Here is a 21061-nt window from a genome sequence, read left to right as displayed (position 1 = left end):
CATGGATCTCAAGATCGCCGCCCGGATAACAGCCGTTCTTGCCCTTGGCGCCGCCATGACCGCCGCCTCCATGGCGCTGCGCGGCGGCGGCTCGCAGAACGCGTCCTCCCCGCGCTCTGCATATCCGGGCGGCGAGCCGGCTGGGGTCGAGCTTGCCCGATGCCGGGACATTGGCATGGCGGCGATTGATGACGACGCCTGCAGGAAAGCCTGGGCGGAAAGCCGCCGACGCTTCCTGCAACCATCCCGCCCCATCGCGCCAAACGCGGGTCCGTGGATCGAGAAGGACCAGAGCCGAATGCTGCCGCTCCAACCGCCAACTCCGCCTAGCGCGGAAGACCGGCTCCATCCGGAAACGGTGGCGCCATGAACGACACCGGCGTGATCGATCGCTTCCTGGAGACGTTTACCCGCTATATCGATTCCGGCTTTGGTCTGCTCGGTGGGGAAGTTGCGTTTCTTACTTCGACCCTCATTGTCATGGACATCACACTGGCCGGCCTGTTCTGGGCATGGGGTGCTGATGAGGACGTCCTGCACCGGCTAGTGAAGAAGACCCTCTATATCGGCTTCTTTGCCTTCATCATCGGCAACTTCAATCGTCTGGCCGGCATCGTCTTCGAGAGCTTTTCCGGGCTCGGCCTGAAGGCTGGAGGCTCGGCACTTTCAGGCTCGGCATTGCTGCAGCCGGGCCGCGTTGCACAAGTCGGCATCGATGCCGGCAATCCGATCCTCGAGGCCGCCAGCCAACTGATGGGCTACGTCTCGTTCTTCGAGAATTTCGTCCAGATCGTAGTGCTGATGATCGCCTGGGCGATAGTACTGATTGCGTTCTTTCTTCTGGCCGTCCAGATCTTCGTCACGCTGGTCGAATTCAAGCTGACGACGCTTGCCGGGTTTGTGCTGCTCCCCTTTGCGCTGTTCAACCGGACCGCCTTTCTTGCCGAAAAAGTGCTCGGCAACATCGTTGCCTCCGGCGTGAAGATCCTGGTCCTTGCCGTCATCGTCGGCATCGGCTCGGGGCTGTTCGCCGAGTTCACCCGAGGCTTCGGCGCGGAACAGCCCACAATCACGGATGCGCTGTCGCTTGTCCTGGGCGCCCTGTCGCTGATGGGGCTGTCGATCTTCGGTCCAAGCATTGCGACGGGGCTGGTCTCTGGTGCCCCCCAACTTGGCGCAGGTGCCGCTGTTGGCACGAGCCTCGTCGCTGGCGGCCTTGGCGCGGCCGGCGCTATGGGTGCTCGCACCGGATTGAGCGGCGCAGCAGGCGCACTCAATGCCGGGGTGCGTATGTCGGCAGCGGCCGCACGCGGTGGCGCACACCTGGCCGGCAGCACTTCGGCCGCCTGGGAGCTTGGCGCAGCGACATCTGGACGAGGTGGTGCAGGCTCGGTCGCCGCCGGCGTGGCAGGTGTCGCCAGGGCCGGTGCCAGCGCTGCCGTTCGACCGGTGAAGCAGGCCATGTCGCGCGCTGCGACGGCGTTGTCCGACAGCTATGAGGCCGGCCGCTTTGCGGCTTGGACTGCGACGAGTGGAGAGCGATCGTCGGGCACGGCCTCCTCCGGCGACTGGCCGTCCACCGGGGCCAGTGCCGACTCTCCGCCAGCATGGGCAAAACGCATGAAACGCAGCCAGGCCATGAGCCATGGCGCCAGCATCGCCGCCCATTCGGTCCACTCGAGCAATGATGGCGGCGGCTCGATGAATGTTTCCCTCGATCAGGACGACCGCTGATGACACCCTTTAGACGCCCTTTTGTTCGTTACTCAAAAACGCCTCACCCTGAGACGCCATATCAGCGCGCAGCCCAGATTTGGGACGAGCGCATCGGCTCGGCTCGCGTCCAGGCGAAGAACTGGCGGCTGATGGCCTTCGGCTCTCTCGTCTTGGCCGGCGGTTTTGCATCCGCATTGGTCTGGCAGTCGACGCGCGGCTCAGTGGTTCCCTGGGTGGTGGAAGTCGGCAAGTTCGGCGAAGCGCAAGTTGTCGCTCCGGCCGTTGCCGACTATCGGCCGACCGATCCGCAGATCGCCTGGCATCTGGCCCGCTTCATCGAACAGGTTAGAAGCATTCCGACCGACCCGGTCATCGTCCGCCAAAACTGGCTGCGCGCCTACGACTACACCACAGACCGCGGCGCCATTTCCCTCAATGATTACGCCCGGTTGAACGACCCTTTTGCCAAATTGGGCAAACTCCAGATCGCCATCGAGGTTTCCAGCGTCATCCGTGCTACGCCCGATTCCTTTCGCGTCGCCTGGATCGAGCGCCGTTACGAGAATGGCAACCTGGCCGGCACGGAGCGCTGGACCGCAATCCTCACAATCGTGATTCAGCAACCCCGCGACGCTGACCGGCTCAAAGCCAATCCGCTTGGCGTCTATGTCAACGCCATCAGCTGGTCGAAGGAGTTTTCATGATGGGTGCAGCACCAACAAGAACATCGGCGAGACCGGCCAAGCGCAATGCGCCCAAGGCACGTAGGCTTGCCCTGACACTGCTGTCGGCAACGGCGCTCGCCGGCTGTGCATCGAAGAAATACATTCCGCCGGAAATCGCCTACGACGATGCGGTGCCTGCGGTGCGCAGGGTCGAGCCGCCTGGTCCGGTCAAAGTGGTGGAAGTGCCGAAACCGCTTCCGCTGCCTGGTCAGTTGAAACCAGTCGACGCTACGAAGGTGAAGCCGGAGCCGACCGATCCGAAGCAGCGTATCAGCCAGGCGAACGAGGCAGCGAGGATGCAGCCGGTTCGCGACGGGTTCGTCAATGCCATCCAGCTCTATCCCTGGAGTGAGGGCGCGCTCTACCAGATCTATGCCGCGCCCGGCCAGGTCACCGACATCGCCTTGCAGCCCGGCGAGCAGCTTGTCGGCTCCGGGCCTGTGGCCGCCGGCGACACGGTGCGCTGGATCATCGGCGATACGCAAAGTGGGGCAGGGGAGCGCCAGCAGGTCCATATTCTTGTGAAGCCGACACGGCCGGATCTGCAGACCAATCTCGTCATCAACAGCGACCGCCGCACCTATCATCTCGAGCTGCGCTCGACCGAAAAGACCTACATGGCTTCGGTCTCCTGGCAGTACCCGCAGGACCAGCTGATTGCTCTGCGGCGCCAGAACGCGCAGGCTTCCGCCGCACAGCCGGTCGCGTCCGGCGTCGACATCCAGAAACTGAATTTCCGCTATCGCATCGAAGGCGACATGGCGCCCTGGCGGCCGCTTCGCGCCTTCGATGACGGTGCAAAAGTCTACATCGAGTTCCCGTCTGGCATAGGGCAAGGTGAAATGCCGCCACTCTTTGTCATCGGCCCATCGGGCGGCTCGGAGCTGGTCAACTACCGTGCTCGCCAGAACTACTACGTCGTTGATCGGCTGTTTGCCGCCGCTGAATTGAGGCTAGGCGACAAAACAAGCGAAAAGCGCGTCCGCATCGTGCGTACGGACGGCAAACGAACCTCGCCCAGCACGAGGCTGTTCCGATGAGCGACCCTGCAAATGCACCCAACCAGGACATTCGAGCGGAACTGCGCCTTCGGCCCGAACCGGCCAGGGTCACGCGACTGTCGCGCAAGGTGCTGATAGGCGTTGGTGGAGTTGCCAGCGCTGCGATCCTCGGCACGTTGATTTGGGCGCTCGACACCAGACAGCGCGGAACCGAACAGCCGTCCGAGCTCTTCACCACCGAAAACCGCTCAACGGCCGACGGGCTACAGAAGCTGCCGAAGGACTATGCCGGTGTTCCGCAACTCGGCCCCGCGCTGCCTGGCGATTTGGGCCGGCCGATCTTGCGCGCGCAGGAGCGCGGCCAGCCGATTGGGGCGTCCAACGTCAGTGGCCCGCGCGCCGATCCGGAGGAGCAGCGCCGACTGGCCGAGATCGAGGCCGCACGCGTGGCGAAGCTCTTCACCGATACGAACACGAGACCTGGTCCCACACGTCAGGATGCTGGCAGCAGGGTCATAGGACCGGACACCCAATCTGGTCTGACTCCGCCGCTTGGGCCGCCACCGATCGATCCTGGCGCCGCGCAAAACGTGCAGGATCGCAAGCTGGCCTTCGTCAATGCCGAGCCAGACCGTCGCACAGTCAGCCCCAATCGGCTCGCCGAGAAGGCCTCGCCCTATGTGGTGCAAGCCGGCAGCGTCATTCCAGCTGCCCTTATCACCGGCATCCGCTCCGACCTGCCCGGCGAGATCACCGCTCAGGTCACGGAAAATGTCTACGACAGCCCAACCGGCTCATACCTTCTGATCCCGCAGGGTGCGCGGCTGATCGGCCAGTATGACAGCCAGGTCGCGTTCGGTCAGTCGCGCCTGCTGCTGGTGTGGAACCGGCTGATCATGCCCGATGGCACATCGATCGTGCTGGAGCGCCAGCAGGGCGCAGACACGCAAGGGTTTTCTGGCCTTGAAGACGAAGTTGACCATCATTGGGGCCAGATGTTCCGGGCCGCAGCGCTCTCGACATTGCTGGGCATTGGGACATCGCTCGGGTCCAGCGACGACGAAAGCGAAATCGCCAAGGCCATCCGCGAAAGCGCGCAGGACTCGGCCTCCGATATTGGCCAGCAGATCGTGCGCAATCAGCTCAACGTGCAGCCGACGCTCACGGTGCGGCCCGGTTTTCCGGTTCGCGTGATTGTCAATCGCGACCTTGTTCTTGTGCCTTACGGGAAGTCAAAGGGTCCGTCATGACCAAGCTGAAACGCTCCGCCATTCCCGATGACCGTCCGGTCAAGATCACCGTCGAACTGCCTGCCGCCGTTCATCGCGACCTCGTCGCCTACGCAGATTATCTGAACAGGCAACATGTCTTTGTCTCACACGCAGGAGGTGAACAATGCCAGATCTGAGGCTCGGTCGGCTGCCGAAGGTTGGCGTCGTCCGCATGACCATCATCCTGCCGGAGCCTCTCAAGGAGGAACTCGATCAGTACGCGGCCGAGCACAGCCGGCTCTATGAACCCGTGGACACCGCTGCCCTGATTCCGCACATGCTGGAGGCCTTCGTCGGTTCGGATCGCGGTTGGCGCAGTCGTAAGGCGAAGGCCGGCCGTGCCCGCCAAAGAGGGGCGTCTCCGGCCAGCAGCACGACGCGAAGCGGTGCTGAAGGTGATGGCTCCGCCTGAAGCTGTCCCAGTGGCTTTACCCTAAGCGGAATGCCGGTTCCGACCCTAAGCGGAAGCTCGCTTGCTCCGGGCCAATTCACGGCCATCACCCGAAGCCGTCATCCAGTTGGTCGAGGCTGTGGGTTGGCAATGGGGTGGCGATGGGGTGGTAAGGGACGTTCGGCGGAGATGGGTTACACGCCAGGGACGCTTCGGAACAGACGGCGAATATTTCGTTCCCTCCTTCCCTGAGCTTCGAAGTTTGTCGCTGCCTCCCCGGCTTTTATCGTGCTATGCTGTTAGTGGCCTTCCTGGAAGGGAAACGGAAATGTCCGGCATGTCAGCGTTGACGCGGACTTTCATTGCCGCTGTTCTTGTCGGCTGCGCGCTCGTCGTGTCGTCTGCCATCGGAGCGGGAGTTACCGAGGATGTCGCGACGGGAACGCGACTCGCGGAATTGCTCCGTGCGGGGCGACGTATCATATCGAACTACCAGACGCTCATCAATGATCCTGCTGTTGGCGACAAGCACCTCGACGGTGAGCGCATTACGAGAGAGGCCATCGCCGAATACTCAAAACACATCGGCAACGACCCGCTTTCCGGCGAATTGACCGAGCGCGACCGGCGTCTGCTTGAAGTCCAGATTGAGGCGATGCGAGAGGTGGTGGACGAACAGCAAGATAACATCAACCGCGCGGGAATCGCTTTCAAGGGCTTCGTGCCAGCCGTGTTTGCGCGTCTGATGAATGACAAGTTCGTCGCCAAGGCCGGCAACGAAGCTCGGGTGCGCGTGACTGCGCCAGAGCAACTCGTGCGCAACCGCAAATCGCTTCCGGACGCCTGGGAAGCACAGATCATCGAAAAGGTCTTGGTGGATCCGCAGAGAGCGAAGGGAGAAGCCTACACGGACGTCACAGAGGCGGATGGACGCCCGGCATTTCGAATGCTGCTGCCCGAATACTATACCGGCTCGTGTCTTTCCTGTCACGGCGAGCCGAAGGGCGAGATCGACGTGACAGGATATCCAAAGGAGGGCGGCAAAGCGGGCGATCTGGGAGGCGCGATCAGCATCGTCTTGTTCAAATGAGCGCTTTGGAACAATCACCGCACCAAGTGGAAGCCGTATCGGCGCCGGCGAGGCCACTTGCGCGTAGCTTCGCCAATCTACCGATTTCGGCCCGCATAGCTGCGCTGACAGCGGCCGGCCTTGTCAGCCTCATCGTATCGTCCATCTTTCTCACCCAGGCACTTTATCGCAGTGCAGATCGAACCGCGGAGACCAAGGCATTTTTCGACGTCGCGTCCACTGCGGCTGCGGCCCACGTAACATTCGGCGAATTGCGATACTGGCTGACTGATTTGTCGGTTAGCTTGTTGATGAATTCTCAGCGCAATGCCGAGCAGGCGCGCGAGCGACTGCTGGCACATCTGGACCGCCTTTCGAAATCATCACCGGATGCGGTCAGGGAAATCCGCGTTGAGATCGATGCCTATGTCAAAACGGCGTTACGAGCGGCAGACAGCTATACTCAAGACAACCGCATCATCGGCAACACTCTCCTCGCCGAGGCGCGCACCCACAGCGCAAATGTGGATGCCGCGCTTAACAAACTCGTCGAACGAGCGAGCGCCGAGGCAGAAGCCGCTCGCAACGAGGTCGTAACGGAAACCCAGAAAACGGCGACGACCGCTGCCGTGCTGGTGGCCATCGTGGTGATGATCGGGTCGCTTCTCACCATCCTTGTTCTTCGCTCGATCGTCGGCCCGTTGCGGCGCTTGAACCGGGTGATCGGAAATCTGACGGAAGGACGCTATGACGTCGAAATACAGGCAGAGGGAGGCGACGAGCTCGGCGCGATGGCGCGGACGCTTCGGCTTTTCCGGGCGAGCGCAATTGAAAAGCAAAGACTGGAAGATGAGGCGGAGCGGCAAAGACGGACGATCGCAGCGGCACTCGAGGCGATTTCTGACGGATTTGTCCTGTTCGATTCGGAGGACAAGGTCCTTCTTGCCAACAGCAAATACTGCGAAATCTTTCCCGGCAATGAGCGAGCTACTCTTCCTGGGCAAAGCCTTCAGGATATTCTGAAAGGACGCTTGGCGAGCGGGCACGTCGACCTTGAGGGCGCGTCGCCGGAGGAATGGATTGCGGAGAGGCTGCGCATCCAGAAGGATCCGGCAGGCTTCGTCCACGAGGGTCGCTTCGGAGAACGCTGGGTCCGCGTCAGCAAACGAAAGACCCCTGACGGCGGGACCGTCGCCGTTTACACCGACATCACGGAACTGAAGCAGAGAGAGGTCGAACTCGAGCGGGCCAAGAGCCATGCTGAAGCGGCAAATGAGGCCAAGAGCAGCTTCCTCGCGTCCATGAGCCACGAGCTACGCACTCCATTGAACGCGATCATTGGCTACAGCGAGATGCTGATCGAAGAGGCGAGTGACGAGCAAATGAACGAGTTCGTCCCAGATGTGGAAAAGATCGCAGGGGCCGGTCGCCATCTCCTCGCGCTCATCAACGACATCCTCGATCTGTCGAAGATCGAGGCAAATAAGATGGAAAATTTCCTGGAGACTTTCGACGTCGCCGACTTGTTGCGCGATGTCCAGGCCACAGTAGCGCCACTGATGGCGAAAAACAGAAACAGTTTCGTGCTGGACCTCGCGGGAGACCTTGGGAAAATGCATTCGGACCAGACGAAGTTGCGTCATAACCTCTTCAATCTACTCAGTAACGCGGCCAAGTTCACCGAAGTGGGCCGTGTAACGCTGGCGGTTCGACGCAACAGGACATCGGATGGCGACTGGCTAATATTCGTAGTGTCTGACACCGGGATCGGGATGACGCCAGAGCAACAAGAACGGCTCTTTGACGCTTTTACGCAGGCAGACGCGTCCACCACTCGCAACTATGGCGGAACGGGATTGGGCCTTAGCATAACCCGGAGTTTCTGCCGAATGATCGGAGGCGTTGTAACGGTCAAGAGCGAGTTCGGAAAAGGCTCGACCTTCACAATGGAGATTCCAGCCGAGTGCAACGAGGAATCTAGCGAGCAGCGACTCGCCGAACCGCTGTCGTCCAGGGCGTCGGACAAGGCGGTTCTGATCATCGATGACGAGCCTGCCGCCCGAACCCTTATCGCCAGGGCCTTGGCAGAAGCGGGACTGGCGTCGATCGAAGCAGCAAGCGGCGAGGAAGGAATAGCCGCTGCGCGAGCGCATCGCCCTGTCGCAATCGTTCTCGACATTATCATGCCGCATCAGGACGGCTGGTCAGTGCTGCGCTCGCTGAAGAGCGACAAGGAGCTCTGCGAGATTCCAGTAATCCTTGCGACGATACTTGCAGATCGCGAACTCGGCCTCTCACTCGGTGCGGTCGAATACCTAACGAAGCCGATCGACACGCGGAAGCTTGTTCGAACGATAGAGGCTTGCGGCAGTGGCAACCGCGATGTGCTTGTTATTGATGACGATCAAGCCTCGCGCGATTTCCTTCGGCGTATTCTGGTCAAGAAGGATTGGCGGGTTCACGAGGCAAGCGATGGCCTGCGCGGCCTCAAGCTGATGAAGCGGTTGTTGCCGCGTCTGGTCCTGCTTGATCTGCTGATGCCCGAAATGGACGGATTCGAGACCTTGAATGAGATGCAGCAGGTGCCCGAGCTGCAGAACATTCCGGTCGTCGTCGTGACTTCCAAGGATTTGTCGGCGGACGAGCTCAAATGGCTTCGCGACAGGGCGGTCGCGGTTGTGACCAAGGGCGCAAACAGTCGGTCTCAGTTGGTCGAGGCCCTCGAGCGCCAGATATTCCCACTTGGATCGACAGGTGCCAGCATTGCCGATCCCGGAACCGCCCCCATGGCTGAAGGAAGCCGAGGATGACGAGGATCCTTCTCGTAGAAGACAACGAATTGAATCGCGACATGCTCTCGCGGCGGTTGTCGCGGCGTGGGTTCGAAGTCCTGATTGCGGAAAACGGACAGTCGGGCGTGGAACTCACCGTTTCGGAAAGGCCGGATCTCATCCTCATGGATATGAGCTTGCCGGTCATGGACGGGTGGGAGGCGACCCGGCGGATCAAGGCTGATCCGGCCACCTCCGGGATCCCGATCATTGCGCTTTCTGCGCACGCGATGGCCAGCGATCGCGAAATGGCGCTCGAGGCCGGCTGCGATGACTACGATAGCAAGCCGGTGGACCTGTCGCGACTTGTCCAGAAAATTGAACAATTGCTCGCCGGGGATCGATGAGGCCCAGGCCGACGGTTTGAAAACATGACTGCCAAGAACAAGTTCCAACGCCATGCGATCGCCGTCCATCTGGCACAGCAGCTCGCCGGACCGGCGCGGGCAATCTCAGGATTTCAGGAGTTGCTGACCGAACAGGTGCAGGATCTCGGTCTGGTCCACATGACACCGGATCTGGAGAAGGTCAGCGCCGCTGCTTGCGAATTGAATGGCCTGATCGACAGCTTGATCTATGGCAAAGCCGACAATCAGAACCGGGCAGGGGTCGAGATCGAGGCGAAACTGCGCCACGACTTGCGAACGCCGCTCAACGCGATCATCGGCTATTCCGAAATGATTCGTGAAGAAGCCGAAGAATTGCACGAATACGCGCTGGAAGAGGATGTCAGGGTGATGCTCGCCGCGGCGGCCGAGTTGTTGGCGCATGTCGATGCAATCGCCGGCCTCTCGCGCGCACCCGACAGCGAGGAACCGCGGACCACGGATCAGGCTGAGATCGATGCGGCAGGACTCGAACGGGCACTGATCAAGACGGAGCACCCCGTAAGCTCCGGCTGTGGCCGCATACTTGTCGTCGACGACATCAGCAGTAACCGCGGTCTCCTCTCCCGCCGCTTGCAACGTGACGGTCATCAGGTAGTCACTGCCGAGTCCGGTCTGTCAGCGCTGGCTCACCTTGCGGAACACGAGTTCGACCTGGTTCTGCTGGACCTCCTGATGCCGGACATGAACGGCATCGAGGTGCTCTCACGATTGAAAGCGGAGCGCCGATGGCGGCATATCCCTGTCATCATGATATCGGGGTTGGACGAAGTGGACGCAGTGGTCCGCTGCATCGAGGCGGGGGCCGACGATTACTTGCCTAAACCTTTCAATCCAGTCCTGCTGCGCGCCCGGATCAACTCGAGTTTGGAGAAGAAGCGTTGGCTTGACCGCGAGCACCAGTATCTTCAGCGGATCGAGGTGGAGAAGGGGCGGGCTGACTCGCTTCTTCATGCGATCCTGCCCGGTCAGATCGTGGCACGGCTGCATCGGGGCGAAGAGTTCATTGCCGACCGGTTCGATGAAGTGACCATTCTTTTTGCCGATATTGTCGGTTTCTCGAGCATAGCGGCAAGGTTGCCGCCGTCGGACCTGATCAAGCGCCTCGACAGGCTATTCGGCACGTTCGACGTTTTGGCGGAGAAGCATTCCGTCGAGAAAATCAAGACCATCGGAGACGCCTATATGGCTGCGAGCGGTGTTCCCGAACCGGCAGCTGACCATGCCGACAGGATCGTGGCACTCGGGAAATCCATGCTGGACGCGTTGAAGCCCTTAGCTTGGGGCAACGATAGTTTTCGGATCCGCATTGGCGTGCACACGGGACCGGTGACCGCGGGCCTGATCGGCCGGCATCGGTTCGTCTACGACCTCTGGGGCGAGACCGTGAATATTGCAAGCCGGCTCGAGTCCCAGGGCGTGGCCGACCGCATGCAAATCTCGGAGGCAACCAAGCAGGCCCTGCGCACCTCCTGGAAGCTCGAACCGCGCTGTAATCTAGAACTGGCAGGTGTCGGCAGGATCGAAACCTATCTCGTTCAACACTGATCGGAACAATGTCTGACTGCCCTTAGGGAAATTTCGCGAAGCGATGCTCTGTGCTCGGACCGCCGGCGCTCCGCAGCGTGGCATCGAAAGTGGCCCCTGGCCAGTGCAAGCACTGGGGTTAGCCCTGTGACGAGGGCTACATCGCCACACCTGCTACCCGAGATGAGATAGTGGGTTTGAGGAGCGCTACCGCCTTTCGGCTTCGGCTATTCCAACACGGCATGCGTTGACGGAAGGGAGAGTGTGAGTTTGAAGACGCAGACTTCTCAGTGGCACTCCGTCTGGCTTCAACCTGAAAATGTCTCAATCGATCAACGCTCAGCAGTGAGATTCGCGGCAAGTGGTCTCAAGACAGTCAACTGTCAGCGGCAAGCTGGGTCTCGAGATCGCCTTCTGAATTCGATATCAGGCGAGAGAACACTCGTTAGTCCGAATTGGCGGGCGCGGAGGAATACTGGTTTTTGCCTGTTGCCCTTGCTCGGCCCCGCCAATGCGATCCGTCGGGAAGTTTAGCCGATAATTCGCCTTGAGTCAGTGCGGCGACAAGTAGAGAGCAATCGAGTTCCTCAAGGAACGGAACCTTCAGGTCACTCTGAGCTGCCATCCGAAGCGATCTCAATCTTGCTGTCTTTTCGCTACGTTCGGCATGCTCAGCCTCGGCAATGACTTTCGCGGAGCGAATAAGCTTTCTATTTTCCAGCCAACACATGTGTTCGATCCTGCGAAATTTCTTCTTGGAGCTTGCCGCAGCTTTTCCGCGCGGATTTGCGCGACGATCAGCCCAGTCCGGATCCAATCCCGTTTTTCTGCTCGCCAAGCCTTCTCTGGCGCCAATACGTCGTCTTGCCCTCTCTCTTCGAGGTTGTCGCCCTTCATTGTAATGAATCCGGTTGATTGGTGATGGTGCCGCTCCCGCCACACGGTGCGGGCCGTCGGCTGGCAATAGCGGTCGGGCCTAATCGAAGTCTCGCAGACAGTTCCTATTCGCGCTAAATGACACGAAGGATCTTCAGCCCGGATAGAGCCTCGCTCACCGGAGGCCGCAGTTCTAGCTGTTGACGAACGCCATCAGCAATTCCGGTTCGGGTACGGGCGCCCGTACTACATTCAATTGACCTCGGTACCGGCGTTCGCCGGCCCCGATTACAAAGCCGCTGGCGATCGGTACTTCGCCGTTGGCGTCGAGTTGGGCAAAAATGTCGGCGACAGGGAGATCCAGCGCCAGCTTGAGATCTAGTCGTGCATCATTGTTTGGTCCGATCGGCAACTGACGCTTGACGAATTGCTGGAACGAAGCATTGAAAGTCAGGATCTTCTTCGATGACGCCAAGGCAAAAGCGGGCGAGGGGCAGGCAAGCAATATGGCATTGATCGTCCTGATCGATGCAAGCTTCCGCAGGGCCATGTTTTGATCCGCCAGCCCGTGTATGCAAGCCACCCGAATCGCCGATGTCAGGTTACCAGTCTTGGTCGGGCTGTCGGCGATCTCCTCGATCAGCATGCCGATTGTGCATTTCCTACTTTCAGCCATCTGCTTCAGAGATATCCAGAAAGCCTTTTCCAGACGAATGCCGCGGCGTATGCCGCCACGCGCGACGACCCGGAATTCCAGCCCGAAATCCTCTTTTGTGATCGTTAGAAGCAGCCGATCACGATTGATGGGAGGAGAGGTGGCGCTAGCGCTCACTCATGGTCTCCTGACGCGCCTTGTTGATCGGCTTTAAAAGGTAACTCAGAATCGCCTTGCGTCTTGATGTCTACTGAGCACATTATGCCCAGGATGGTTGAATAAGTCTCGCCATCCCTCGCGAGCGTCGATTTGTCCGCCGCGACACGAACCTGGTAAAAGGCTCCCCCGTTTTTCTGATCGACCAAACTGTCGGCGATCATGCTAGAGACCTTGCCTTCGATGCCGCCGAAGATCGAGAAGTCATAAGTGGTGACCTTTATCAGCGCCTCGCGGTGGTCGGGACGAATAGACGACATCGCGTAGCGAGACCCACACTTCGATCAGCAAGGTTTCGTGGGTTGGCACGATGTCAGCCACGAGCAGCAGGCTGGACGAAGGCACCGACGTCCACCCGACAAAAACGACGAAAAGCGCTCCCAGAACGAATATGGACGCCGACGCTCAAAGCGGCGGACGATCTTCTCTGGCAAGCATTCTCCACGCCCCCTTACCCCGCTTCTAATCGATCTTGCGGTAATAGACCTTGCCGTCAGGCTGCTCTATGCGCCGGTAGGAGGAGCTTGGGGCAGGGGGCACCGCTGCTGCGATCTTCCTTTTGGGCGGGCGTGGTGCTTCGACGATACTGCGTTCGGTCGCTTCTTCACCATCGAGATCGCTGACCGGCTCCGCCGTGGCGCTGGTCGTCTCAACAAAAGGCTCCGCCACGGTAGAAACGTCGTCGTTGACCAGCGGCAAGTTCTGTTCTATCCGAGCAATGCTGCCGTTGATCTGGCTGAAGCTACCCTGCAGTTGATTGTCCAGTTTTTCGAACCGGCTTTGAAAGCCGTTATTGACCATGTCGAGCCGGGCCGCAATCCGTTGCTCGAACGATCCGAGCTGTTCCAGCCTCCCTTCGACAGAGCGCAGATCGTTGATGCCGCGGAAGAGATAGACCGCGGCTATTAAATTTGCGGCTGTGATCAGCAAGGTGCCTGCAGCAACAACCCCGATCATCCTGGCATTGCTCGGTTTCCCAGCGACAGCTTGCTCTATAGCTTGGGTCGCCGGCCCAATGCCGATCGCCGGCATGTCCGGGTCGCTAATCATCGTCATTGGACCACCACCTTTGCACCGACCGAGACGCGCCTGAAAAGATCGATCACATCGGTGTTGGTAAGACGAAAGCATCCCGATGTGCCGTCGAAGCCAACGCCTGAAGGGTCGTTGGTGCCGTGTATGCGATAAAGCGTGTCGTGCCCGTCTCGGGATAAGTAGAGCGCCCGTGCGCCGAGCGGATTGTAGGGACCGGCCGGCACCATCTCCGGCAGCTCCGGCTGGCGCGCGCGCATTTCTCTCGGTGGGCGCCATTCCGGCCATTCGGTCTTCGCCCCCACTTCCACGGTGCCGGTCCAGCCAAATCCGTCACGCCCGACGCTGACTTGATAGCGCAGCGCCTCACCCTCTCGGGTCACAAGATAGAGCGCCTTCTCCTGCTTGCGGATAATGATCGTGCCCGGCTGTTCCGCGGTTTGGAAAAAAACGAACTTGCGCAGGCTGGGGCCCATGGCTGGCAGCGGCGGCTGGTCCGATAGCCCGGATCGGGCATGGGCGCAGTCCCAGGACGATGCCGCCAATGCCAGGCCCATGATGCAGGCGCCCGCAAGCGTTGGAACGAAGCGATATCTAAGTGTCATCGAGCCGCTCTTTGAACATCCGCTTCAGATCCTTGTTGAAGCGTGCCCGCCCGTCCACTTCGGAAGGCATGATGGCTCGGTTCAGCGCATCGGTCAGCAGCGCATTGTCCAAGGCAACCGATTTGATGTGCGGTGCCTTGAATATCTTTTCGAGTTCGCCGCGCGAAAAGTGATTGCCGAACCATTTGCTCTTGTGCTTGTTGGCGACCAGCGTGATGTTCACCGAATTGCCGCGCAAATCGCGGATCTTCTTGTAGAGCCGCTTGCCCTGCCGCAGCGAGGCGACGTTGAGCTCGAACACGATGAAGATCGCGTCGCTCGTGGAAAGCACAGGATTCTGCCAGGGAGTTTCGATGTTGGGCAGGTCGATGACGATGTCATCGAAGCGATAGGCGACGAGGTCCAGCAGCCGGAACACGAAATCTGCGCCCTGCGGCTCGAATGGCAGTTGCGGCCTTTCGAAGGCGTACAGCGTCAGGCCGGACGGGCGCGAGAGCTTGATGACATCCATCAGTTCGACATCGAGCCGTTCCGGCTGGCCGATGATGCCGGCAAGGTCGAACTGGTTGAAGAGGTTGAGATAGGCGCCACAATTGGCGCTTTGGAAATCGAGGTCGACGAGGCAGGTCGAAGCTGCACGTTCGGTGGATTTCGAGGCCAGGAACTCCGCCGCTGATAAAGCGAGCGTCGTAGCGCCGGCGCCGCCGCTAGCGCCGATAAAGGTGATGATGCGGCTCTTGGTGCCCTGGTTGCCGGTGTCGTGGAAGGTGACCGCGTTCAGAAGCTCCTTGGCATCAAGTGGTTTGTGCAGCCAGTCCGAGGCGTTCATTCGCACCAGGATGCGCGTCTGTTCAGAGGTCAGTTCGTCGGAAACCGCAATCAGCGGCACGGCCGCCCACAGGGCGCGCCCTTCGATAATGCCAGGCTTGCCAAGCAGCTCGCCATTGGCAAGGTCGAGGATTACGATGCCCGGCCGCGTGTCGGGGGTCGGGCCTTTGAGAAAATCATCCGTTTCGGAAATCCGGACGTCATAGATCGCCAGCGCATCGAGCCGCGTCGCCACGTCATGCTTGAACTGCGAATCAGACGAGAACAGGGCGACCTGCTTTCGTTTGGTTGGGAGAACCTTCGTGTTGATGGCGTTCATGGTGATGTGCTCTTCAGGTCTTCGCCCGTAACCGTGCTTAGCATGGACGGCATGGTGAGGTTCGCAAAGCCCATCAGCCCTTGCAGAAAGAAGAACTGAAAGGTCACGTTTTGAAGACTTACGGTGATTGTTGGCACCGGTCCGCCCAGCCGGGTCTGATAGCTCAAGCCAGTGGCGCTGTAGGTGACCACCACGTTATCGCGGCGCAAGCGCGGAAAGAAATGGCACATCCCGGGCCGTTGATTTGCTGCGAGTGGGGGACAGGCATCATCGTTGGTGTTTGCCGTGTCCCCGCGGAAGATACGGCTGAAGTTGGCGGCATTGAATGTGCCGCCGTTGGTGCAAGCTCCTGTGCCAGCAGTATATCTGCAGACGAAGGGGCCATATGCCGCGGCAACGACTGGCGCACCCGGCGTCGTCGTCGGCGCCGCAGTTGCAAGGGCCGTCGCAATTGGGTCTGAAATCGAGGCCAGCCGGGCGCCGAGTTGGACCGCCTTGGTAGCAGCGTTCCATTGGTAGAAGGCGTGACCGAAATCGATGAAACCGAGGACAAGGGCAAACAGCAGCGTCGAAACGATGGTCATTTCGACCATCGCCGCGCCGTCGTCCGAATCCGCAAAACGCTTGAACATGGTCAGAACCGGATCAGCCGCTCCTCGTGAGAGCCGTTCAACGTGATCGGGCCGATGCCGATGATCGATAGCATGCCGACCCCGCCGTACGCCAAGGTACCCGCAGCCCTGACGATACAGACCTGCGCGGTGGTTGATCGATATTGCGCGACGCCGGCAACCACAGCGTCATGGCAGGAACCGGAGGCGGCGATTGTCACCGTCACATTCGATTTCTGCCAGCCGCTGACGCGTGCACTGCCTGTTCCCGCGGCATTGCCGAACACAGCGATGTTTGCAGCGATGTCGGCGCAGTTGATCGCCGCAAGCCCGGCTTGTGTATACAATTGGCTGTTGCAGCGCGCGGCGAAGCGACTTGCATCTGAAAGTCCGGCCTCCATCAAGAGTTTTTCGTGAATCAGATTGCCGAACTCGAACACGCCACCCGCCAAAATCAGCATCAGCGGCGTGATCAGCGTCATTTCGATGAGCACTGCACCGCGTTGATCGCATCGAAATCTATCGAGATGACGCAATAGCATTCCAATCATCGCCATCACCGGTAAAGCTGAGCTTCGTCGCGGAGGAAATTGTCTAGCGTGCCCTGGCCGCCACCCCCAGTAATGTCTACCAATTCAACCATCACGGATGCGTCTTCCGATGGCGACTTAACCGGTTCAGTCAGTAAAAAGCTTCCAAAAGCTTCCACCGGCAGATCCGTGCTGTGGCCTGACAGATCGCTGCCGGCAGCGCGGAGTGCATTGCAGTTCAGGATCGCACCGTAAATCAACCGACGGTCAACCGTCGTGACAGGGGGTTGGCAAGTTGCCGACGGGGTTCCGATCTCTCCACCAGTCGACGCCATGCCTACCAACCCGGCTGATATCTCGTAACGGTAGACCTGATAGCGCGTCGGCTTGGTCGTATTCCATGAAGATGGGTAGGCAGCGGAACCAAAGTTGGTGCTCCAGTAACCAGAGAAATTCCAATTTCCATCGCCCATTCGGCCGCCGAGGTATGGAGTGGTCGCGTCGCGTGGAAGGCCCATTGTTCCAGCTTGGGTGAATGAAAGTTGGTTCATGGAAGGACATTGGTTTGCGCTTCCTCGGGTCTTGATTGCCCCTTTGCGGACGTTCGCGGCTGGACCGTATTCAGCACTATTGAAATGGTTGCCGCTGGCTGCAATGCCGAAACGAACATTGAAGGCGTCTTGCACTGGGCCGGCGTTCTGGCCAGTTTTCGTGCTAACGTTGGCGGAACTGTAGCAACCAATCGGCCTTGATGTTGCAATCGTCTGAGCGAGGGCTTGAGCACCGTTCCCCACACCGGCCGGAGGTTCGAGGAAGCCGAAGTTACCAGGGCCAGCGGCAGCCCCATTTCCGACCTTCCTCAGTTCGATCAGTCGACGATGTACAGCCGGGTTGGAGACGGCCTGCTCAAGTGTGAATCCGCCCGCTGCATTCGTGCCGTTCACCGTCTCGTAAGGGTTGCACATAAAGACCGGCGTGAAATCGCACACGCCGGAAGTGAAGCCCGCCACAGCGACTGCGCCGACATTGAAATTGTTGCTGGCGCTGGATGACAAGAAGGAAGCCGGGAAGATTGCAGCAAACCCGACCGGGGCTACAGTGACTTCAACAAAACGGGCAAGTTTGGCGTCATTCAGCTCGTCGGTGATCACATTGGCCGGCACAATCGGGAGATTGTCGGTGGCCGGCAATGAGCGAAGATATCGGCGGGTCACTCCGGCGGAAGCGAGCGTTTGAGGAGGGCCGGCGGTCGAGAAGGTGTATCGATTGCGTACCAGCGTGGCGATCGCCCTATCAGCACGGCTGATGGAGTCCGACGTCCCATCCAGCTCAGCCGCGCCTGCCAGGGCAAACGCATCAGCCCCCTTCTGCAGATCGTTATGCAGATTGTTGAGCCGGCTCATGTCGATCACCAGCAGAGAAAATCCGATGATCGCCGGCAGCATGACGCTTACCAGTATCAGCGCTATTCCCCTCTGATCGTGCCAGAACGCGCGAATAATACGCAGCATGGCCTTGCTCTTTTTGCTCCTGGACGCCAGGATTCCTTGTTTACCTGACGCGCTGATCCTTCTGTTCAATCCGCCGTGTCTTGCGGCGTCCCGACATTGACCGTGATGGCCGGCGGCGGCGGTGGTGGCGGTGGGAACTTGTAACTCTGGGCAAGAGCAGCAGCGCGTGCGCCATCCCCTTCAATAGCGGTCTTTTTCGACGCCGGATTGAGCGGATCGACTGTCTGCAGAAGCGAATTGTATTTCTGGGTGTCGCCTGCGGCCAGTGTCACCGTGTCGTAGCGGTTTAGATAGTCGGCGCAGCCCGTCAGCCCGCTGGCACACAAAAGCATGATCAACATCCTATTTCTTGACATAGATCATTTTGTCCTTGGATTTCAGGTCGAGCATGTGGCCATAGGGGCCGACGACGCCTTCGCCCAGTTCATATTTGCGCACCATGTCCTTGGTTACTTCCAGTTGGCCGAGCACGAAAAATTCCGGGTCGTTGGCCGGCCGTGTCTTGTCGAATGGGGTCGCCAGTTGCTCGCCGGGTTTCACCGGGCGCACGATGTGCGGGGTGACGATGACGACCAGTTCGGTCTCTTCCTTCTGATTGCTTGAATTGTGGAACAGCGCGCCGACGATCGGCACTTGGCCCAGCCATGGCACCTGCCGCTGGATTTTGGTATTCTTGCTGGACAAGAGCCCGCCGACGGCGAAACTCTGGCCGTCGCGCAACTCGACGACGGTCGCCAGCTTGCGGGTGGTGAAGATCGGGTCGCCAGCCGGCGTGAAGCCGTTCAGGTCGCTTACCTCCGGCGCTAGCTTGATATGGATCTTGTCGTCGTTGAGCACGATCGGCGTGAACTGCAGATTCACGCCGAACTGCTTGTACACAATGTTGATCTGGCCGTCGCTGTCGAGGCTGCGGATGGGCACTTCACCGCCGGCGTTGAAGCTGGCCGGCTCGCCGGAAAGCGTGGTGAGATTGGGCTCGGCCAACATGCGCACGACACCCTTTGCCTCAAGCGCCTCGATGATCAGATCGACCTTGATGTTGCTGTCGATGACGCGAGTGATCAGCGCCGCGAACGGATTGGTGTTCGAGAGCAGGCCAGTGAGCAGACCGCCCGGTCCGAGCACAACGTTATCTTCATCGACGGCGGCAATGCCCGTTCCAGTTCGGGTCGTTCCGCTGTTGTTCGTGCTCCTGATCGACACACCAAGGTCGCGACCGGCATTGCGCTTGGCCTCGAGCACGCGCACTTCCAGATTCACTTGCTGGCTGTCATCAACGGTAACGGCATTGATAATCGCGTCGGGACCGTATTGCTGGGCCACTTCCAGGATCGACGCCAGCGTCGCGCCGTCTTTCACATGCCCGCCGAGCCGGACCTTGCCATTGACCGAGCCGATATCGATCCGCGATCTGGGCGCTACCTGCCGAATTGCTTGCGCCATATCGTTGACGTCGACGCCGACCTCGATCTGGATTACGCCAAGCGAGCGCTTGTCTTCGGAAAAGAGATTGACGGTTGTGGTACCGGCGCCCTTGGCAATGACGTAGAGCGTCTTGTCCGTCATCGGCTGGGCATCTGCGATCTTCTCGTCGGCGACGACGATATCGCCAAGAGTGGCATTCACCTCAATCGTCAGCGATTGCGACATGGGCAGGAAGACACGATGGACCTTGGGGTTCGACACGTCGATACGGCGATCGGCTGCCGTAGCCTCAAGGCCGATCGGCAGTAATATCACCGAACAGGCCAGCGCGGCGGCTGCCAGTGTTTCCCGGACCGTTCGCATCTACATTCCCCCCTTTGGCGGCTCTTCGGACGCTCTTTATCTCAACATACCAGAGTTATCTTTGTCGCGGTACGTCATATTTTTCGAGCTTCACGCCCCGAAAAACGCCGATAGTCGCACGGGCTGACGGCTCCGGCTGCACATATTTGATCACTTCCTTAACGACCTCTTGCGCTTCGGGTGCCGAGGTCACGGCCGGAGCAGGCTTTGCTTTGCTCAAGTCGTCGAGCCGGTTTCCGACCTGTTCGACGGCCCGAGTCAGGCCATTGATCTTGTCGTCCGCGCGCTTGCGCTCGGCTGCCGCAGCAGCATCGGCCGTCGCCTGCCTGGCGAGTTCGGCCTGCCTGGCTGCGACATCGGCCGGCGTTTCGCCGGTCAGGTCGGAAAGCGTGATGCGTTGGGTGATCTCGTCCTTGCCGGCGGCTGCCTGGCGAAGCGCGAGCGACAACTGGCCGGCGCCGGCGGCCAGCGTCAGCTTCTGGGCGTCCTTGGTGCTAGCCTCGACAGTCACCGATTTCACCACCGTCGGGCTGTCGGTGCTTTCATCGGCGACCTGGTCGACGGCGAGCACCTTCATGCTCTGCAACAGCACGTCGACGAAACTCTGGTCTGCATCTCCAGGGTTGCGCACGGTGCGCGTCAGGAGCACATCGACCCGATCACCTGGGAAAACGAATCCTGCGACGCCGAGCACATCGTTGACTCTGATGGAAACAGCTTTCATGCCTTCGCCGAGCACCGCCGAAAGCGTGGCGCGCTGGCCGGGGCCGGTAATCTTGGTGGCGAGAACGGGTTCATTGGCGCCGATCGCCTGCAGCGCCTGCTTTGTGCCTTCGCCAGCGAGTAGATCTTTTGTCGTCTTGAAAGCCCCGGCCGGAACCGCGCCCGCCGGCCATGTGATTTCACGCAGCTTGTCGGCCGACAGCGTGTCGCCGAATTTCAAAGATACGGCCGCCACCACGACGGTATCGCGCGGCACGTCCGTCTTCGCCATAGCGCTGCGTTGGCTGGTCAGCCAGATATTGGCGAGAACCACTGCGAGCACGCCGAATACGCCGGCGAGAACGATCATGATGACAGTGTTTGCACGCACTTTCTTTTCCCGCCAGACTCCGTTCACCCACCACCTGGATCGACGCCGGGGACCTCCCCGGCGTCGATGATAGGACTAAG

General features: G+C 60.0%; 22 protein-coding genes and 1 pseudogene. 11 read left to right on the top strand and 12 right to left on the bottom strand.

Translation table 11 applies throughout. The annotated features are described in order from the left end of the window. The first annotated feature begins 1 nt into the window (after position 1). The 11 genes and pseudogenes from trbK-alt to NKH30_RS21510 all read left to right on the top strand — a co-directional run bounded on the left by trbK-alt (position 2) and on the right by NKH30_RS21510 (position 10938). Entirely contained in the window at positions 2-370 is a 369-nt protein-coding gene (gene trbK-alt / locus NKH30_RS21560) for a putative entry exclusion protein TrbK-alt (RefSeq protein WP_352474828.1), read from the top strand. After that, positions 367-1734, top strand: coding sequence for a P-type conjugative transfer protein TrbL (gene trbL, locus NKH30_RS21555; RefSeq protein WP_352474827.1), 1368 nt, complete (start codon positions 367-369; stop codon positions 1732-1734). The genes trbK-alt and trbL overlap by 4 nt, the downstream gene beginning before the upstream one ends. Next, positions 1734-2420: a conjugal transfer protein TrbF gene (gene trbF, locus NKH30_RS21550; protein ID WP_352996968.1), complete on the top strand. Its 687-nt coding sequence runs from the start codon at positions 1734-1736 to the stop codon at positions 2418-2420. The genes trbL and trbF overlap by 1 nt, the downstream gene beginning before the upstream one ends. Next, positions 2420-3481 (top strand): P-type conjugative transfer protein TrbG, encoded by a 1062-nt coding sequence (gene trbG / locus NKH30_RS21545; RefSeq protein WP_352996966.1) that lies wholly within the window; start codon positions 2420-2422, stop codon positions 3479-3481. Before trbF ends, trbG begins: the two co-directional genes overlap by 1 nt. Further along, entirely contained in the window at positions 3478-4692 is a 1215-nt protein-coding gene (locus NKH30_RS21540) for a TraB/TrbI/VirB10 family type IV secretion system protein (RefSeq protein WP_352542694.1), read from the top strand. The genes trbG and NKH30_RS21540 overlap by 4 nt, the downstream gene beginning before the upstream one ends. Beyond that, a pseudogene (locus tag NKH30_RS21535) lies at positions 4689-4805 on the top strand (DUF2274 domain-containing protein); the annotation flags it as partial. The gene NKH30_RS21540 and the pseudogene NKH30_RS21535, both read left to right, overlap by 4 nt. Positions 4806-4837: 32 nt before the next feature. Next, positions 4838-5125, top strand: a complete 288-nt coding sequence (locus tag NKH30_RS21530; protein WP_352474823.1) for a DUF2274 domain-containing protein — start codon at positions 4838-4840, stop codon at positions 5123-5125. Positions 5126-5432: 307 nt separating this feature from the next. After that, positions 5433-6194 carry a Tll0287-like domain-containing protein gene (locus NKH30_RS21525; protein ID WP_352474822.1) on the top strand — a complete coding sequence of 254 codons (762 nt, stop codon included), beginning with the start codon at positions 5433-5435 and terminating at the stop codon, positions 6192-6194. Next, the gene (locus NKH30_RS21520; protein ID WP_352542693.1) at positions 6191-8983 is read left to right on the top strand and encodes an ATP-binding response regulator; all 2793 of its coding nucleotides are present in this window, start codon (positions 6191-6193) and stop codon (positions 8981-8983) included. The genes NKH30_RS21525 and NKH30_RS21520 overlap by 4 nt, the downstream gene beginning before the upstream one ends. Continuing rightward, positions 8980-9351: a response regulator gene (locus tag NKH30_RS21515; RefSeq protein ID WP_352542692.1), complete on the top strand. Its 372-nt coding sequence runs from the start codon at positions 8980-8982 to the stop codon at positions 9349-9351. Before NKH30_RS21520 ends, NKH30_RS21515 begins: the two co-directional genes overlap by 4 nt. Before the next feature lie 24 nt (positions 9352-9375). Further along, on the top strand, positions 9376-10938 hold the full coding sequence (locus NKH30_RS21510) for an adenylate/guanylate cyclase domain-containing protein (RefSeq protein WP_352996964.1): 1563 nt from the start codon (positions 9376-9378) through the stop codon (positions 10936-10938). 424 nt (positions 10939-11362) lie between these two features. Here NKH30_RS21510 and NKH30_RS21505 read toward each other — a convergent pair whose 3' ends face one another. The 12 genes from NKH30_RS21505 to cpaB all read right to left on the bottom strand — a co-directional run bounded on the left by NKH30_RS21505 (position 11363) and on the right by cpaB (position 20981). Beyond that, on the bottom strand, positions 11363-11755 hold the full coding sequence (locus tag NKH30_RS21505; RefSeq protein WP_352542690.1) for a hypothetical protein: 393 nt from the start codon (positions 11753-11755) through the stop codon (positions 11363-11365). A gap of 231 nt (positions 11756-11986) precedes the next feature. Beyond that, complete coding sequence (locus NKH30_RS21500) at positions 11987-12625, bottom strand: ribbon-helix-helix domain-containing protein (RefSeq protein ID WP_352996961.1); 639 nt, start codon at positions 12623-12625, stop codon at positions 11987-11989. Next, positions 12622-12924 (bottom strand): beta-barrel domain-containing protein, encoded by a 303-nt coding sequence (locus tag NKH30_RS21495; RefSeq protein ID WP_352996959.1) that lies wholly within the window; start codon positions 12922-12924, stop codon positions 12622-12624. The genes NKH30_RS21500 and NKH30_RS21495 overlap by 4 nt, the downstream gene beginning before the upstream one ends. Positions 12925-13126: 202 nt before the next feature. Next, entirely contained in the window at positions 13127-13720 is a 594-nt protein-coding gene (locus tag NKH30_RS21490; protein WP_352542687.1) for a hypothetical protein, read from the bottom strand. Further along, the gene (locus NKH30_RS21485) at positions 13717-14301 is read right to left on the bottom strand and encodes a L,D-transpeptidase (RefSeq protein ID WP_352996957.1); all 585 of its coding nucleotides are present in this window, start codon (positions 14299-14301) and stop codon (positions 13717-13719) included. Before NKH30_RS21485 ends, NKH30_RS21490 begins: the two co-directional genes overlap by 4 nt. Continuing rightward, a complete protein-coding gene (locus NKH30_RS21480; protein ID WP_352996955.1) occupies positions 14291-15448 on the bottom strand; it encodes a CpaE/TadZ family protein in 1158 nt (385 codons plus the stop codon). Before NKH30_RS21480 ends, NKH30_RS21485 begins: the two co-directional genes overlap by 11 nt. After that, entirely contained in the window at positions 15445-16080 is a 636-nt protein-coding gene (locus tag NKH30_RS21475; RefSeq protein WP_352473002.1) for a TadE/TadG family type IV pilus assembly protein, read from the bottom strand. Before NKH30_RS21475 ends, NKH30_RS21480 begins: the two co-directional genes overlap by 4 nt. Positions 16081-16082: 2 nt before the next feature. Next, positions 16083-16601: a TadE/TadG family type IV pilus assembly protein gene (locus tag NKH30_RS21470; protein ID WP_352473017.1), complete on the bottom strand. Its 519-nt coding sequence runs from the start codon at positions 16599-16601 to the stop codon at positions 16083-16085. Positions 16602-16615: 14 nt separating this feature from the next. Continuing rightward, the gene (locus tag NKH30_RS21465; RefSeq protein WP_352996953.1) at positions 16616-18169 is read right to left on the bottom strand and encodes a TadE/TadG family type IV pilus assembly protein; all 1554 of its coding nucleotides are present in this window, start codon (positions 18167-18169) and stop codon (positions 16616-16618) included. Continuing rightward, positions 18166-18432, bottom strand: a complete 267-nt coding sequence (locus NKH30_RS21460; RefSeq protein WP_352542684.1) for a hypothetical protein — start codon at positions 18430-18432, stop codon at positions 18166-18168. Before NKH30_RS21460 ends, NKH30_RS21465 begins: the two co-directional genes overlap by 4 nt. A gap of 10 nt (positions 18433-18442) precedes the next feature. Then, the gene (locus NKH30_RS21455; protein WP_352542683.1) at positions 18443-19888 is read right to left on the bottom strand and encodes a type II and III secretion system protein family protein; all 1446 of its coding nucleotides are present in this window, start codon (positions 19886-19888) and stop codon (positions 18443-18445) included. A gap of 55 nt (positions 19889-19943) precedes the next feature. Beyond that, complete coding sequence (gene cpaB / locus NKH30_RS21450; protein ID WP_352502861.1) at positions 19944-20981, bottom strand: Flp pilus assembly protein CpaB; 1038 nt, start codon at positions 20979-20981, stop codon at positions 19944-19946. Between the last annotated feature and the right edge of the window lie 80 nt (positions 20982-21061).

The organism is Mesorhizobium sp. M1273 (assembly GCF_040318195.1).
GTDB lineage: Bacteria > Pseudomonadota > Alphaproteobacteria > Rhizobiales > Rhizobiaceae > Mesorhizobium.
Note: the sequence above shows the minus strand (reverse complement) of the source record. Positions and strands in the feature narration are given on the sequence as shown.